Below are 14816 nucleotides of genomic sequence, written 5' to 3'. Positions count from 1 at the left end.
ACATGCATATCCATATGACGTTATGGCCTCCCGGACACAAGTGCGCAAGTCGGGGCAAATACCATGCATCTGGTTTCGTTGACAAACCGACCGGTCGTGCTATTCTCCACACCATGCAGAAAGGACAACTCACCCGCAACGCCATCGTCGAACAGGCACTGGACACCGCTGCCAAGGTCGGCTTCGAACAATTGTCGCTGGCCACGCTGGCCGCGGACACCAATATGTCGAAGAGCGGCCTGTATGCGCACTTCAAGTCCAAGGAGGTGTTGCAGCAGGCAGTGCTGGACCTGGCCGTTGAGCGCTTCGGCGAGATCGTGATCCGGCCGGCGATGCGCCAGCCGCGCGGCATGCCACGACTGCAGGGGCTGTTCGAAGGCTACCTGGAATGGCTGGGCGGCACGGTGACGCAGGGACGTTGCCTGTTCACGGCGCTGGGCCAGGAATACCGCGACCGGCCGGGCTCGATCCGCGACCTGGTGGTGCAGTCGCTGAAGGACTGGCACAGCACGGTTGCGCGCGTGGTGGGCGACGCCATCGATGAGGGCCATTTCGGGCCGGATACCGACCCACGGCAATTTGCTTTCGAACTCTCGGGTATCGGCATGGCCTTCCAGCAATCGTTCAAGCTGCTTGGCCGCGACGATGCCGAGACCATGGCGCGGCGCGCATTTGCGGCCCTGGTGGCCCGTGCCGCCGAGGGTGCTCGCGGCCACTGATCCACACATTGGCGCCGGCGCAATCCCGCCGGCAGGCAGCAACCGCTCCGGCGGACTTTTTTTGTACCGAAAAAAGCACGACTGGTCGGTCGTAACAACAGCACGGAAAGCCGCCGGCGGGGCCGGTGCCGATGATGCCGTGCCATCCAGAATCCATTGGAGGTGCAGGTCGTGACGCAAGCAGTCTCTTCTCCTTCCCCGGTTTCCTCATCCCGCGCCGCCGCGCCCTTGCCCGCGCGCGCCGGCGATGCGCCGCTGCGCCCCGGCAAGTCCGGCGCGGTGGAGCGGGCCTTGCAGGGCTGGCAGCGGTTGCGCTGGCTGGCGGGCAGCGTGGTCAGGCCCGGCGCGACAGCGCGGGCGCTGGAGCACATCTGGTTCAAGCCGCCGCGCGCCGCCGCCACATCGGCAGCACGGCGCCTGCTGGACAGTGCGCGCGCCGACTGGGCGCTGGTGACGGGACAGGGCCCGAGCCGGCGCGTGCGCGTCTATCGCTGGGGCAGGTCCGGCCCCGTGATACTGCTCGCGCACGGCTGGGGCGGACATGCCGGCCAGTGGCATGCGGTTGTCGATGGCCTGCTGGCCGCCGGCATGCGCGTGGTGGCCTTCGATGCGCTCTCGCACGGCGCCTCCGATGCCGGCGCACGCGGCGCGGCGCAGACCTCGGTGCTGGAAATGTCGCGCTCGCTGCTCGCCGCGGCCTGGCACGCGGGGCCGGTGCACGCCGTGGTGGCGCACTCGCTCGGCGGCGCGGCCACCGCGCTGGCGCTGCGTGAGGGCCTGCCCGCCCGCGCCACCGTGCTGGTCGGATCGCCGGCCGACATGCACGCCGCGTGCGCGTCGCTGGCCTGGCAAATGGGGTTCACGCCCGGCGTGCTGGCACGCATGCAGCGCCAGAGCGAGCGCTGGCTGGGACTGCCATGGTCGGCCTTCAACGTGCCCGACGTCGGCCGCACCCGGCCGGTCCCGCCAACGCTGGTGATCCATGACCGCGACGACAAGGAAGTGCGCTGGGAAGACGGTGCCGCCATCGCCGGCGCCTGGCCCGGCGCGCAACTGGTCACGACCAGCGGCCTGGGGCATCGCCGCATCCTGCAGGATCCCAGCGTGATCCGGCACATCGCCGATTTCATCCGGCCCGGCACAGCCCCCGCGCGCGCGGCAGTCCCGCCAGCGTTGCACGGGCTGGCCGTCGACTGAACCTGGAGACCACCATGTTCCTGGTGAGCAATGACATGACCGCCACCCTGCCCGCACGCAGTTCGCTGCGGCTGGTGGCGGGCCCCGGCGAACACGTCGCCGTGCGCTGCACGGAAGGCGAACTCTGGCTGATCCGCGACGGAGACCCGAAGGATACGGCGCTGACGGAGAGCGAGAGCTTTACGTTGTCCGACAGCGGCCATATCGAGCTGTATGCCGTCACCACGGCATCGCTGCACGTAACGCGCTGCCGGCAAGGCGCCGGGCCGACGGCGAGCGCCTGGCGGCAATGGCTGCGGCGCCTGCTGGCGCCGCCTGGGCGCGGCTTTACCGGCGCAGGCCGATGATGCGCGGGGCTGGGGGCGCCCCCTGGCTCTGCCAGCCCTGACGCGGATGCGTGGTCGTGGTCGGGTGCAACTTATGGCGGTTAATTGCGTTTTTCTATAAAAAGCGCGTCCCTTGCGGGGCACGTGTCTCAGATACGCAAGACAGCCATCAGCCCGCGTGCGATCGCCTGCAGCCAGCCACGCCGCCAGGTCAGCGTGAACGACACCGCCAACGCTCCCGCCATCATCGCCAGCGCCCACAGCAGCACGCCAAAGCCGGTGCGGTTGCCCGCCAGCGCGGCCACGGCGCCAAGCGCCACCAGCGCCCAGGCCGCGCAGCGCAGCCGCCGCCGGCCACTGGCGGGCAGGTCCGCGCCCTGCCCCGACAACTCGGTCCAGTGCCGCTCCGTGGCGCAGGCAAACAGCACGAAAGCGCTGTACGCGCACAGCGCCAGGCCCAGCAGCAGCAAGTGTTCAAGCGTGATTGGCACGGTCCATCTCCTCTAGCGCCTGGCTGCTGGCAGCAGCGGTCCGGGCCTGGCGTGCCGCGTCGACGCGCCGCAGCCGTCGCGCCGACGCCAGCGCCAGCCCACCTGTCAGCAGCAGCACGATGTCGACGCCGGCCAGGGCAAGGTGGCCGCGCGTCAGCGCCAGCGGCAACCAGTCGCCGGTGCTCAGGCCGTTGAGCACCGGCGCCGCCAGCGCCAGCGCGGCGATCGCCAGGCATTGCTGGCGCCATGGCACCAGCGTGCGGCTGCCCGGACGCATCGCCACCCGCGCATGGATCGCGGTGGTCAGCCAGACCAGGAAGAACAGCCCGGCCTCGATAAACTCGCGCGACGGCAGCGTCATCGGCAGCAGCCGGTTGGCCACCATCATCGCCAGCGTGGCGATGACCAGGCCCGTGGTGGTACCCGCGGTGACCGCGGCCGCCAGCCGCACGCCCTTTTCGCCGTGGCGCGCATGGCGCTTGTCGAGCCAGTACAACTGCCCGGTAGCGATCAGCACGCACCCCGCCAGCCCGGCCAGGAAATACAGCCAGCGCAGCGGCCAGTGATCGAACGCGATGAAGTGCATGCCGGTCAGGAAGCGCTGCGTGGTCGCAGCGGGCTGCAACGGCACGTGATGCAGCAACGCACCGGTGGCGCCGTCGAAGTAGGCGGCGTCGTCGGCCAGGCTGACGCGGTCGCCCACCGAGCGGCTCACCTTGACCACGGCGTTGGCATCGCCGGGGTTCCACACCCGGATCGCGGCCGGCGCCGCCCCGCCCCAGCGCGCGCGCGCGGTCTCGACCATCGGCCCCAGCGCGGCCATCGGTGCCGCCACCCCGGCGGGCGGGCGCGAGTAGCCGGACAAGGCCTGGTCGTAGAAGGTGTTCGGCTGCTGGTACAACGCGCTGATGCCGGCCGGCATCAGGATCATGTAGACAATGCAGATCCCGGAGAACGTAATCACCGCATGGAACGGCAGCGCCAGCACGCCGGTCAGGTTGTGCAGGTCCAGCAGGCTGCGCTGCAGCTGCTTGCGCGGCCGGAACGTAAAGAAGTCGCGGAAGATGCGGACGTGGATGATCACCCCCGACACGATCGCCGCCAGCATCGCCATCGCCGCCAGGCCCACCAGCCAGTAGCCGATGTTCCAGGCGCGCAGGTGCAGGTTGTAGTGCAGCGGATAGAAGAACGACGACGCGCCCAAAGTGCCCACGTCAGGCAGCAGCTCGCCGCTGCGCGGATCGGCCAGGCGGATCTGCCCGCCCGCGGCGGCATAGCGCACGCGCGCGATCATCACCGGGGTGCGCTGCTCGGGCAGCGTGACCGCCCATTCGCGCAGCGGCTTGCCGCTCGCCAGCGCCGCCACGGCGCGCGGCACCACGGTGTCGATGTCGATCGTGGGCGGCGCTGCGTCCAGGCGCGTGGCCGGCATCATCCAGCGGTCGACCTCGCGGTCGAACACCGCCACCGAGCCCATGAAGAACGCCACCATCAGCACACCGCCGAGCAGTACGCCAATCCAGGTGTGCGCCCAGGTCATGGCCTGGCGCAGGCCGCCGGCATGTGCATCGGCCTTCTGTGCGCGGGCCTTGTTATTTCGTGCGGGTCGCGTCACGCCAGCTTCTCCCCCAGCCACCACGCCACGCCGGCGCCGATGGCCGCGCCGGCCGCCAGCACCAGCCACACGCGCAGCAGGTGCCGCGTCACCAGCGCCCACAGTGACATCATCGGAAACAGGAGGAAGGCCAGCATCGAAAACCAGAGCACGGCCTCGCTGCGGGCCAGGCCCAGGCGCCAACCGAGCGCGGCGCCGCCGGCGGTGATGCCCCAGACAAAGGCATAGCTGCCCGCCAGCGCGGCCAGCGCGCGGGCGGTCATGGCCAGCGCGCGCGGGAAGGCGCGGCGCGATGGCAGGGATGAGGGACTGTCGTTCATTGGAATTCTTCGCAACGCGCGGCCTTCGTGGTGGTGCAATGGCATCGCACCACCACGAAGGCCGCTGCGTTTACATCTTCATGCGCACGGTGAACATGGCCGCGCGCGGCTGGCCCCAGATGTTGCCTTCGCGCGGGTTGTTGATCCGTGAGTAGTAGCTGCGGTCGAACAGGTTGGTCAGGTTCAGGTCCGCCGACACGTGCTTGTTGAAGTCGTAGCCGATCGCGGCATCGAACGTCGCATAGCCGCCGCGGCGCAGCGTGACCGCACCAATCGGCGCGGGGAACAGCGCGGTGTTCTGCACATGGCTGACCGCGGTCATGCCGCCACCGATGCGCCAGCGGTTGAAATCGCCGGGCAGGCGGTACATCGTCCACAGTTTGAACAGGTGCTTGGGGGCAATCGCCGAGAACGGCGTGTTGACCTGGCCGGTGCGGTTCTGCAGGTCCTGCGTGACGTTGAACGTATAGCCGGCGTAGATGGTCCAGCTCGGCGTGATGCGGCCGCTGGCTTCCAGCTCGAAGCCCTGGCTCTTGGTCTCGCCCTGCGACACGAAGAACGGATTGCTCGGATTGGTCGTGTTGATATTGTCGAGCGTGGCGCGACCGGTCTCGCGTACCTCGAACAGTGCCAGCGAGGTGTTCAGCGCGCCCTCGAAAAATTCGCCCTTGACGCCGACCTCGTACTGCTTGCCCTTGATCGGATCGACCAGGTTGCCGCTGGCGGTCAGGTACTCATCCTGCGGCTGGAAGATCTCCGCATAGCTGGCATAGGCCGACCAGTGTTCGGTGAAGTCGTAGATCAGCCCGGCGAACGGCGTGAACTTGGCGTTGATGTCGTCGCCCCGGGTCACGCTGGTGGTCGACGTGTACTGGCGCGCGCTGATGTCCCACCAGCTCAGCCGCCCGCCCAGCACCAGCGTCACCGGATCCGCCAGCGAGAAGCGCGCGTCGCCGTAGACGCCGTACTGCCTGGTCGTGGTGGTGATGCCTGTGCCATTGGGGGTGAAGGTTGGCTTGGCGAAGTCGCTGCGCGGGTTGAAGATGTTCACGACCTGCGAGAACGGCGAAATGGCATACCGGGGGTCGCGCCGTTCCGAATCGGAAAAATTGAAGCCGACCAGCGCCTTGTGCCGGCGCCCGAACAGCGAGAACGGCCCGTTGGCGTAGAGGTCGAAGCTGGTCTGCTCCTGCGTGTAGGTCTGCTTGGCCGCGAACAGCGTGGTCGTGTTCACGCCCGGGATCACCGGCGTATAGGCATAGGCCTGCTCGCGGTTCAGGCGGTTGTTCAGGTAGCGCAGCGCACCCTTGACCTGCCAGCCGCTGTCGAACTTGTGCTCCAGCTCGGCGAAGGCCGAGGTGGTATAGAAGTGGTCTCGGTTCCAGTCCGCGCCCAGGTAAGTCGAGCGCGGCACGTCGAGCAGGCTGGCCTGGCGCGTGACCGGGTTGAAGTAGGCCGGCAGCGTCCACGGCTGGCGGCCTTCCGAATCCTGGTAGCTCGCGCCGACCGTCACCAGCGTGCTGGGCGTGATGTCGTACTCGATCACGCCATAGAGCGCGCTGGTGCGCATATTGGTCTTGTCGATGAACGAGTCCTTGTCCTGGAACGCGCCGGTGATGCGCGCGCGCAGCGTGCCGTCGGCATTGAGCGCGCCGCCGGCATCCACCTCGGCGCGGTAGTTGTTCCACGATCCCACCGACAGCGCGCCGCCGATCTGGGTATCTCGCGTCGGGCGCTTGCGCACCAGGTTGATCGCGCCGCCGGTCTTGCCCGCCCCGGCGAGCAGGCCCGACGGCCCCTTGAGCACTTCCACCCGCTCGATCATCGACAGGTCCGGCTGCACGGTGTTGCGCCAGTCATACTTGGTCGGCACGCCGTCCAGCATGAAGGTGTCGATCTCCAGTCCGCGCGAATAATAGATCGAACGCTCCTGGTCACGCTTTTCGACGAACACGCCGGTAGCCTGCATCATCGCGTCTTCCAGCGTGGTCAGGTTCTGCTCGCGGATGCGCTCGGCGTTGACCACGGTGACCGATTGCGGCACCTCGCGCGCGGTCAGCGGCACCTTGCTGCCAGCGGTAGTAGGCGGGTTGACGGAGTTTTCGCGGGCGCCGTTGACTGTCACCGCCGGCAGCGAAGGCTCCGGTTGCCGGGCGGGTCTGCCCGCGGGGGCCGGCTGCTCCGCCTGCGTTGCCGACGATGCCGAACCTGTCACGTTTTCCTGTCCGAAAGCCGACGCGCTGACCATCAGGCCAACGGCGGCCGGGATCCAGCGCATGGCGGCGCGGCACTGCACGGACCCATGCGGTGTTGCCCGCGCGCGTTCGGTCGCGCGTCTGTTGCTGTGTTTCATTTCCTTCTTACTCCCCTGCTCTGTTGTGAAAGTCCAGGCCGTGGGACCCGGCTGGCCGCCTGGTCGCGGCCGCCGGTCCTCATATTGCTTTGTATGGGCGATACCTCAGTGCGTGCCGGCGTGCGCGACGCGCGCGGGGCGGCTGCGAGGCGGCTCGGCCTCCATGGCGCATGCCGCACCCGCCCGGTTGCCCAGCACGGCGGCCGCAATCTCCTGCGCGCGCACCGCCAGCACCGACAGCAGCGTGTCCGACAAGCCGTGCGTCGCTTCGCAGCAGCCCTGCAGGAATACGCCCGCCTGGCAGCCCGGCGCCATCTGCAGCCGGTAGTCGCGGTCGGCCTGGAAGCCCTTGGCGTCGTCCAGGTAGGACGCCAGCGGCGCCAGCAGCGACTGGTGCAGCTCGCGCCGGTAGCCCGTGGCGAGGATGACCGCGTCATAGCGCTGCAACTGATGCGCGCCATCGTCACGCCGCGCAATGTCCAGCCGCACGCCGTCGGCATCGGCCTCGGCATGGCGGGCCTCGCTGCCGGCCAGCAGGCGGTGGCGCACCTTGCCGGTGACCTTCTGCTGGTACAGCACCTCGTAAATGGCTTCGATCAGGTCGGTATCGACCACCGCGTAGTTGGTATTACCGAACTCGCGCAGCAGTTGCTCGCGCTCAGTCGCCTCGCGCGAGAACAGGTAGTCGATATAGCGCGGGTTGAAGATCTCGTTGACGAAGGGGCTGTCGTCGGCCGGCTTGAGCGCCGGCGCACGGCTGACCAGGTCGACCGCAATGCCGCCTTCGCGGCCATGCAGGTCCAGGAAAATCTCGGCGGCGCTCTGGCCCGAACCAATTACTGCCACGCGCCGCACGGGCGCTGTGCGCTCCAGCCGCTCCAGCGACTCGAGGTACGACGACGAATGGAACACCCGCGGGTGGCCCCGCAGCGGCACGAAGGCGTCCGGAATGCTGGGCGCGCCGCCGACGCTGACCACCACGTTGCGCGCGCGGCGCTCGGTCAGCGCCCCTTCCGCCGTGCGCGAGGTCACGCGCAGGCAGGCCAGATCGCCATTGCCGCCGGCGGGCTCGGGCGCGACCGAAACCACTTCCTCGCCGTAGTGACAGGCGTCGGCAAAATCACCCGCCACCCAGGACAGGTAGTCGTTGAACTCGTAGCGGCTGGGATAGAAGGTGCGGGTGTTGATGAAGTCCAGCAGCCGCTCGCGCTCGTGCAGGTAGTTGATGAAGGTATAGCGGCTGGCCGGATTGCGCATCGTGACCAGGTCCTTCAGGAACGAGATCTGCATGCGGCTGTTGTCGAGCAGCATATTGCCGTGCCAGACGAAGCCCGGTTTCTTCTCGACAAAGCCGAAGCGGAACGGTGCCTGCTGCGGCAGCATTTCGCGCAGGGCCACTGCCAGCGCGAGGTTGGAAGGCCCGAAGCCGATGCCCAGCAGGTCGAGCACGGGCCCTGCACCGGCATCGGTGCCGTGGGCGGCGAAGGTGGAAGCGGAATAGAGCATGGTCTCTCCTTGCGCGGCTGGCTCAGGCCGCCAGCGCGGTCGGTTCTGCACCGGACAGCTGCGCCTGCCCGTCGTCCTGCGGCACCCACAGGCGCTCGCCGAAGAAGCGTTCGCGCAGCAGCATCACCAGCATGGCGCGCTTGTGCGGGAAGTCGAAGGCCTTGACCTTGGCAAACCCGGAACGGTCCAGGTTGCGGATCTGCTGCACATGATCGATGCGGGGCTCGCCGACGATGCGCTGCGTGCGCGGGTCGTCCAGGAACATGTAGTGCATCAGCGACGGCAGCCAGGCGCTGATATACGCCTTGCCACGGATCTCGCCGTCGCCGATCAGCACGTGCCAGCCGCGGTCGAAGTCGTCGACGTCGTAGTAGGGGCCGATGCGGTTCTCCTTGGCCCAGTACACCTCGAAGTACGCGAACGGCTTGCCGTCCAGGCAGCCGATCAGCGGGATGGTGTGCGGGTCGGCCAGCTGCGCCGACAGGTAATCGCGATGCTTTTCCAGATCGCCTTCTTCCTCCCAGAACGCCGCCACGCGCGGATCGTTCATCCAGCCGTGGAAGCACGCCAGGTCGGCATCGAGATCGGCCACCCGCATCGAGAACACCTGGCCGAGCCACGGGATATGGCGTGCATAGACCTGGCCCGACGGCTTGGGCGCGCGCAGCGGATGGCGCCGGCCCTGGGTCATCGCGTATTGCAGCGGATAGTCGCGGCCCGAGGTGCCGGTGTGCCACAGCGCCGGCAGTTGCCAGAGCTGCTCGACGCGCGTCACCAGCTCGCCGCCGGCCGCGCGCGTGGCGCTGCCCTCGCGCAGCATTGCGTTGGCGATGGCATCGGGCAGGTCCAGCGCGATTGCCTGCGTCGCCGGGGTGCGCGCCAGCACCGCCTCGCAGGCGGCAAAGGTCGCGGCGCGCGCCAGCGGATGGACCGGGTCGGTATCGGCAAGTGCCAGCCGCGGCTGGGTGCCGGGCGTAAACTGCCAGGCCTGCAGCGGCGTGCCGTCGAGGCTTAGCTGCAGCGCGCAGCCATCCCAGCGGCTCTGCAGGGTGGGGCTCGTCGCGGACAACCAGGGCTGGCTCGCGATCGCGTGGGTCATCAAAGGCGCGGCATTGCTTTGCATGTGAACTGACTCCCTGTCTGTGTTGGCGCGCGTCATGCGGCGGCCTGATGGTCGGTCTGGCCGGCCGCGGCGGGGGCGGCGGCGCTGTCGGTGGCGCTGTCGGCGCGGATCACGCCGCTGTCGGCGCCGATCACGCGGTCGGCCACGTGGAAATAGCGGTCGTCATGGCTGACCGCGACAATGGTCTTGCCGCTGCGCTTGAGCTCCGGCAGCAGCGATTCATAGAAATAGGCGCGGAACACGGGATCCTGGTCGGCTGCCCATTCGTCGAGCAGCAGCACCGGGCGCGCCTCGACATAAGCCGCCAGCAGCGCCAGCCGCTTGCGTTGCCCCTGCGACAGCTGCGTGGTCGACAGCAGGTCATCGCGGATGGCGACCTTGTGGTCCATGTGCAGCCGCTTCAGGAAAGCATTGGCCACCGCGGCGTCGAAGCGCCCGTCCGGGCCGACCAGCCGCGCGAACAGATGGGCGTTGGAGAACACCGTGGCGAAATGGCTGCGATACCAGGGCAGCTCGGCGGTGCCCACCGGCCGGTCGCCGAGCGCTATGCTGCCGGCGCTCGGCTGGTACAGGCCCGCCAGCAGCTTCATCAGCGTGGACTTGCCGCTGCCGTTGCCGCCGACGATAAAGACCGTCTCGCCGGCGGACAGCGTCAGCGACACGGGGCCGAGGCGGAAGCCGCGCTCGTCGCCCTGGCCGGGATAGTCGTAGCGCACGTCCTGCAGCGTGATCAGCGGCGTGCCCGGCGCGGGCGGTGCAGCGGCGGTATTGGTCGAATGCAGCGCGAAATCCTCCGTGTACGGCGCCAGCCGCAGCGTCTCGATCTTGCGCAGCGCGACGTTGCCGGTCATCAGGATCGGCAGCGTGCCGACCAGGTCGTTCAGCGGCATGCGCAGGAACATCAGCACCAGCACGAAGGCGGTGATGCGCTCGCGCCCAATACCCAGCGCATCGCCGGCGATAAAGATCGCGCACGCCACCCCCAGGATCAGCGTCGCGGTGAACGACAGGCTCAGCACCCAGTAGCGGTCGGCGCGCACCTCATGTGCGCGCGCAAACTCCGCGGCGGGCTCGAAGTCGCGCTGGTAGAAGCTCTGCTTGCGCCAGGCATTGAGCGCCAGTTCGTAGCGGCCATCAATCGCGCCCTGGTAGCCGGCGTAGAGCCGGTCGTCGGTATCGCGCACCGCCTTCATCAGGGTGCGCATGCGCAGCACCCAGCGCTGCGCCAGCAGCACGCCTGCGCCCAGCACCGCGGCACCGAGCACGAACAGCTGCCACGACAGCCAGCCCAGGTACAGCAGCCCGCCCAGCACCAGCACGCCGTTGTAGAACACGAACGGCACGCGGTTGAAGGCCATGCCGATCGAGGCGATGTCCTTGGTCAGCGTGGCATAGACGGTCGGGCCGCCGATCGCTTCCAGGCGCTCCACGTCGGTATCGAGCACGCGCTTGAGCATGCGCAGCCGCATGTCGTACACCACGCGGTGGCCCAGCGCGGTCAGCAGCGCCTGCGAGCCGAAGCCGCAGCCGAACAGCACCGCCAGCAGGCCCAGCAGCACGCCGATGCGCCCCGCTTCCAGCGCCGCCGGCGCGGCGATCATGCGGTTGATCTCGGCAATCAGCGCGATGCCGGCGAGCGCGCTGCAGGTGCCCGCGGCCAGCGCCAACAGCAGGAGGCCGCCGAAGCGGCGGCGCAATGAGAGGAACAGATTCACAGGGCCTCCAGCAGATCGTTCATGAAGGCCAGGTCGGCGTCGGCATCGCGCCGGCCGGCCTGGTCGATCGCCGCGGCCATGTCGCGCAGCACGGGCGCAGCGAACAGCGCCGGCAGCGCCAGTTCGCAGGCCATCTGCTCGCGGATGCGGGTCTGCAGCCGCACCAGCAGCAGCGAATGGCCACCCAGCAGGAAGAAATCGTCGTCGGCTCCGGCCTGGGCCACGTCCAGCACCGCGCACCATAGCGCCGCCAGTTCATGCTCGGTCGGCGTCGATGGTGCCGCCGCCGCGCGCGGCGCGGCCGGCTCGGGCAGCGCCTGGCGGTCGACCTTGCCGTTGGCGTTGAGCGGCAGCGCATCGAGCCGCGTCAGGCTGGACGGCACCATGTAGCCGGGCAACTGCTCGCGCAGGCGCGCGAGGATGGCGTCGTCCGAGTCATCGCCAGCCGTGGCGGCCACGTAGTACGCGCACAGCCGCGCCATCCCGTCGGGACCCTGCCGGGCCACACAGACTGCCTGGCTCACCTGCGGGCACGCGCTCAGCGCCGCCTCGACCTCGCCCGGTTCGACGCGGAAGCCGCGCACCTTGACCTGGTGGTCGCGCCGGCCGAGGAACTCGACAATGCCGTCGGCACGCTTGCGCGCCAGGTCGCCGGTCCGGTACAGCCGGTCGCCCGCCATGGCGCCCGGCGTGCCGGGCGCGAACGGGTTGGGCACGAAGGCCGCGGCGGTGCGGGCCGGATCCTCGGCATAGCCGCGCGCCAGCCCGGCGCCGCCGATGTAGAGCTCGCCGGCCACGCCCGGGGGCACCGGTTCGAGCCGCGCGTCCAGCACGTAGAGCTGGTTGTTGGCGATGGGCCGGCCGACCGGCGCGACCGCCCACGCGGGAGCGCCCTCGGCCGCCAGCGCATGCACCGCGGACCAGACCGTGGTCTCGGTGGGGCCATAGACGTTGCAGACCTGCGCGCCCCTGGCCAGCAGTGCCGTGGCCAGCTCGCGCCCCAGCGCCTCGCCGCCGCACAGCACGCGCAGCCCCTCCCATGCCGGCGAGGCTTGCGTCACCAGCATCTGCCAGGTCGCGGGCGTGGCCTGCATCACGGTGATGCCGTGCGCGGACATCAGCGCCGCCAGCCGCGCCGGGTCGCGCGCATCGTCGCGCGTGGCGATCACCACGCGGGCGCCGCTGGCCAGCGGCAGGAACAGCTCCAGCCCCGCGATATCGAAGCCGAGCGTGGTCACCGCCAGCAGCCGGTCGCTGCCGTCCATCGGCACCACCGGCGTCATCGCCCGCAAGAAATTGGCAAACGCGCCGCGCGAAATCTGCACGCCCTTGGGCGTGCCGGTCGAGCCGGAGGTGTAGAGCGTGTAGGCCAGTTGTGCCGGATGGCATGGCGCAGCCGGCGGCGTATCGGGGGCCGTGCTCCAGGGCGGCGTGTCGCCGTCGACCAGCACCACCGCGCCGCTGTCGCCGAGCGCGGCGCGTGTAGCGGCGCTCGCCAGGATCAGGCGCGCACGGGCATGGCCGAGGATGTGGGCATTGCGCGCGGCCGGATGGTGAGCGTCGACCGGCAGGTAGGCGGCGCCCGCCTTCAGGATGCCGAGCAGCACTGCCACCAGCGCGGGCGTGCGCGGCAGGCACACGCCGACCAGCGCCTCGGCGCCGAGTTCCTGCGCGGCCAGCCAGTTCGCGATGCGGTTGGCGGTCGCTTCCAGCCCGGCATAGGTCAGGCTCGAGGCGCCGTCCGTCACCGCAATGGCATCGGGCGTGGCCGCGGCGGCGCGCGCGATCCGTGCGACCACGTCGTCGGCCGGGTCGAGTGCAAGGCCGGTGTCGTTGCCGTCGGCCAGCGTCCGGGCCTGCTCGCCTTCATCCATCAGCGGCAGTGCTTCGAGCGGCGTCTCGGGCGCGGCCAGCATCGCGCCGAGCAGGTGTTCATAGTGCCGCGCCATCCGCTGGGCCGTGGCCGCGGTGAACAGCGTGGCGTCGTATTCCAGCGTGGCCGACACGCGCGTGGCGCTGGCGTGCAGGTCGAGCGTGACGTCGAACTTGGCGCTGTCGTCGGGCACCGGCAGTGCGCTCGCCTGCAGGCCGGGCAGCGTGAAGGCGGCGGGCTCGCCCATCTGCAGGTTGAACATCGCCTGGAACACCGGCGTGCGGCTGGGGTCGCGCGACGGCGCCAGCCTGTCGACCAGCAGTTCGAACGGCAGGTCGGCGTGGTCCAGCGCGGCGCGCGCATCGTCGCGGACCTGCTGACACAGCGCGTGGCCGCTCAGGCCGGGCGTCAGCCGGGCGCGATAGACCTGGGTATTGATGAAGCAGCCGACCAGTTCGTCCAGCTCTTCATGCGTGCGGGCTGCGTTGGGCACGCCCACGGCAAAGTCGGACTGGCCGCTGTGGCGCGCCAGCAGCGCCTGCCATGCGGCCAGCAACACGGCGAACGGCGTGAGCCGGCCACCCCGACCCGTGCCACCAGCGCAGTAGCTGCGCAGCGCTGCCACCACGTCGTCCGACAGCGTCCAGCGGACGCGCCCGCCCTTGCCTGCCGGCCGCGCCGGGCGCGGGGCATCGAGCGGCAGTTCCAGCGCGGGAATGCCAATGCCCAGGCGGTCCGCGCAGCGTGCCACCGCGGCATCGAGCGCAGGGCCATCGAGACGCTCGCGCTGCCAGGCAGCGTAGTCGGCGTACTGCACCGGCAGCGGCGTCCAGCCCGGCTCGCTGCCATTGACGGCCGCGGCATAGGCCCGCGCGAGGTCGCGCGCCAGGATCGGGTTGGACCAGCCGTCCGAGACGATGTGGTGCATGGCCAGCACCAGCACGTGGGCGTCATCCTCCAGCCGGGCGACGGTGACGTGGAAAGGCGCGGCGGCGTGCAGGTCGAATACGCGCGCCGACTCGCGGCGCAGCTGCGCATCGAGCTCGCCTGCGGGCAGGTCGATCCATTGCACGGCCGGCGGCGCGTTGTCGACGATCTGCCGGGGCTCGCCGTCACCGGTCGAGAAACGGGTACGCAGTACCGCATGGCGCGCCGTCACCTGCGCCAGCGCCTGCTCCAGCGCCGGAGCCGACAGCGGGCCCTGCAGGCGCCAGGCGCGCACCAGGTTGTACGCGGTGCTGTCCGGCGCGTAGCGCTGCAGGAACCACAGGCGCTGCTGCGCGAACGACAGCGGCGCGGGGTCTTGCGAGGCGCGCGCACGGATCGTCAGGTCGGGCATAGGCTGCGTCATTGGGTCTCCTCGGGAGCCGCGAGGCAGCCATTGCTGGCCTGGCTGCCACCGCGCGCATGGCCTTGCCGCGCGAACGGCAAGGCCAGGACCGCCCCGCAGCCGCGGCCATGCTGCGACTGACTGGCAAGGGGGCGCCCAGGTGCGAGATTGTCTTTACAAAGCGAATTGCGAATATACCTGATAATCATTCTCATTTTCAACAAAGAAAAGGCGTTGACTGCATATCC

Annotated in this window: 11 protein-coding genes; 3 read left to right on the top strand and 8 right to left on the bottom strand. The window is 69.5% G+C overall.

What is annotated here, in order from left to right; all coding sequences use genetic code 11:
* Positions 1–113 precede the first annotated feature (113 nt).
* The 3 genes from AC1Q6V_RS26665 to AC1Q6V_RS26655 all read left to right on the top strand — a co-directional run bounded on the left by AC1Q6V_RS26665 (position 114) and on the right by AC1Q6V_RS26655 (position 2263).
* Positions 114–719, top strand: coding sequence for a TetR/AcrR family transcriptional regulator (locus AC1Q6V_RS26665; protein ID WP_041688140.1), 606 nt, complete (start codon positions 114–116; stop codon positions 717–719).
* Between the two features lie 171 nt (positions 720–890).
* Positions 891–1916, top strand: coding sequence for an alpha/beta fold hydrolase (locus AC1Q6V_RS26660; protein WP_454750911.1), 1026 nt, complete (start codon positions 891–893; stop codon positions 1914–1916).
* Positions 1917–1930: 14 nt separating this feature from the next.
* Entirely contained in the window at positions 1931–2263 is a 333-nt protein-coding gene (locus AC1Q6V_RS26655) for a DUF2917 domain-containing protein (protein WP_454750912.1), read from the top strand.
* A gap of 128 nt (positions 2264–2391) precedes the next feature.
* Here the strand turns inward: AC1Q6V_RS26655 and AC1Q6V_RS26650 are convergent, their stop codons facing one another.
* The 8 genes from AC1Q6V_RS26650 to AC1Q6V_RS26615 all read right to left on the bottom strand — a co-directional run bounded on the left by AC1Q6V_RS26650 (position 2392) and on the right by AC1Q6V_RS26615 (position 14589).
* A complete protein-coding gene (locus AC1Q6V_RS26650; RefSeq protein ID WP_010810179.1) occupies positions 2392–2733 on the bottom strand; it encodes a DUF3325 domain-containing protein in 342 nt (113 codons plus the stop codon).
* On the bottom strand, positions 2717–4348 hold the full coding sequence (locus tag AC1Q6V_RS26645; protein ID WP_454750913.1) for a PepSY-associated TM helix domain-containing protein: 1632 nt from the start codon (positions 4346–4348) through the stop codon (positions 2717–2719). The genes AC1Q6V_RS26650 and AC1Q6V_RS26645 overlap by 17 nt, the downstream gene beginning before the upstream one ends.
* The gene (locus AC1Q6V_RS26640) at positions 4345–4668 is read right to left on the bottom strand and encodes a hypothetical protein (RefSeq protein ID WP_010810181.1); all 324 of its coding nucleotides are present in this window, start codon (positions 4666–4668) and stop codon (positions 4345–4347) included. The genes AC1Q6V_RS26645 and AC1Q6V_RS26640 overlap by 4 nt, the downstream gene beginning before the upstream one ends.
* Positions 4669–4738: 70 nt before the next feature.
* The gene (locus AC1Q6V_RS26635) at positions 4739–6946 is read right to left on the bottom strand and encodes a TonB-dependent siderophore receptor (RefSeq protein WP_454750914.1); all 2208 of its coding nucleotides are present in this window, start codon (positions 6944–6946) and stop codon (positions 4739–4741) included.
* 180 nt (positions 6947–7126) lie between these two features.
* Positions 7127–8527 carry a lysine N(6)-hydroxylase/L-ornithine N(5)-oxygenase family protein gene (locus AC1Q6V_RS26630; protein WP_010810183.1) on the bottom strand — a complete coding sequence of 467 codons (1401 nt, stop codon included), beginning with the start codon at positions 8525–8527 and terminating at the stop codon, positions 7127–7129.
* A 22-nt stretch (positions 8528–8549) separates the two neighbouring features.
* Positions 8550–9650, bottom strand: coding sequence for a GNAT family N-acetyltransferase (locus AC1Q6V_RS26625; RefSeq protein WP_010810184.1), 1101 nt, complete (start codon positions 9648–9650; stop codon positions 8550–8552).
* 32 nt (positions 9651–9682) lie between these two features.
* Positions 9683–11365: a cyclic peptide export ABC transporter gene (locus AC1Q6V_RS26620; RefSeq protein ID WP_011617403.1), complete on the bottom strand. Its 1683-nt coding sequence runs from the start codon at positions 11363–11365 to the stop codon at positions 9683–9685.
* Complete coding sequence (locus tag AC1Q6V_RS26615; protein ID WP_454750915.1) at positions 11362–14589, bottom strand: non-ribosomal peptide synthetase; 3228 nt, start codon at positions 14587–14589, stop codon at positions 11362–11364. The genes AC1Q6V_RS26620 and AC1Q6V_RS26615 overlap by 4 nt, the downstream gene beginning before the upstream one ends.
* Positions 14590–14816: the final 227 nt, after the last annotated feature.

Source organism: Cupriavidus sp. GW823-FHT07B10, from assembly GCF_058794355.1.
This window is presented reverse-complemented; position numbering and strand designations above follow the sequence as displayed.

Coding starts and splice junctions, on each gene's coding strand:
- AC1Q6V_RS26615 (WP_454750915.1), bottom strand. CDS start 14,589: ATGACGCAGCCTATGCCCGACCTGACGATCCGTGCGCGCGCCTCGCAA.
- AC1Q6V_RS26655 (WP_454750912.1), top strand. CDS start 1,931: ATGTTCCTGGTGAGCAATGACATGACCGCCACCCTGCCCGCACGCAGT.
- AC1Q6V_RS26630 (WP_010810183.1), bottom strand. CDS start 8,527: ATGCTCTATTCCGCTTCCACCTTCGCCGCCCACGGCACCGATGCCGGT.
- AC1Q6V_RS26640 (WP_010810181.1), bottom strand. CDS start 4,668: ATGAACGACAGTCCCTCATCCCTGCCATCGCGCCGCGCCTTCCCGCGC.
- AC1Q6V_RS26665 (WP_041688140.1), top strand. CDS start 114: ATGCAGAAAGGACAACTCACCCGCAACGCCATCGTCGAACAGGCACTG.
- AC1Q6V_RS26635 (WP_454750914.1), bottom strand. CDS start 6,946: ATGCGCTGGATCCCGGCCGCCGTTGGCCTGATGGTCAGCGCGTCGGCT.
- AC1Q6V_RS26625 (WP_010810184.1), bottom strand. CDS start 9,650: ATGCAAAGCAATGCCGCGCCTTTGATGACCCACGCGATCGCGAGCCAG.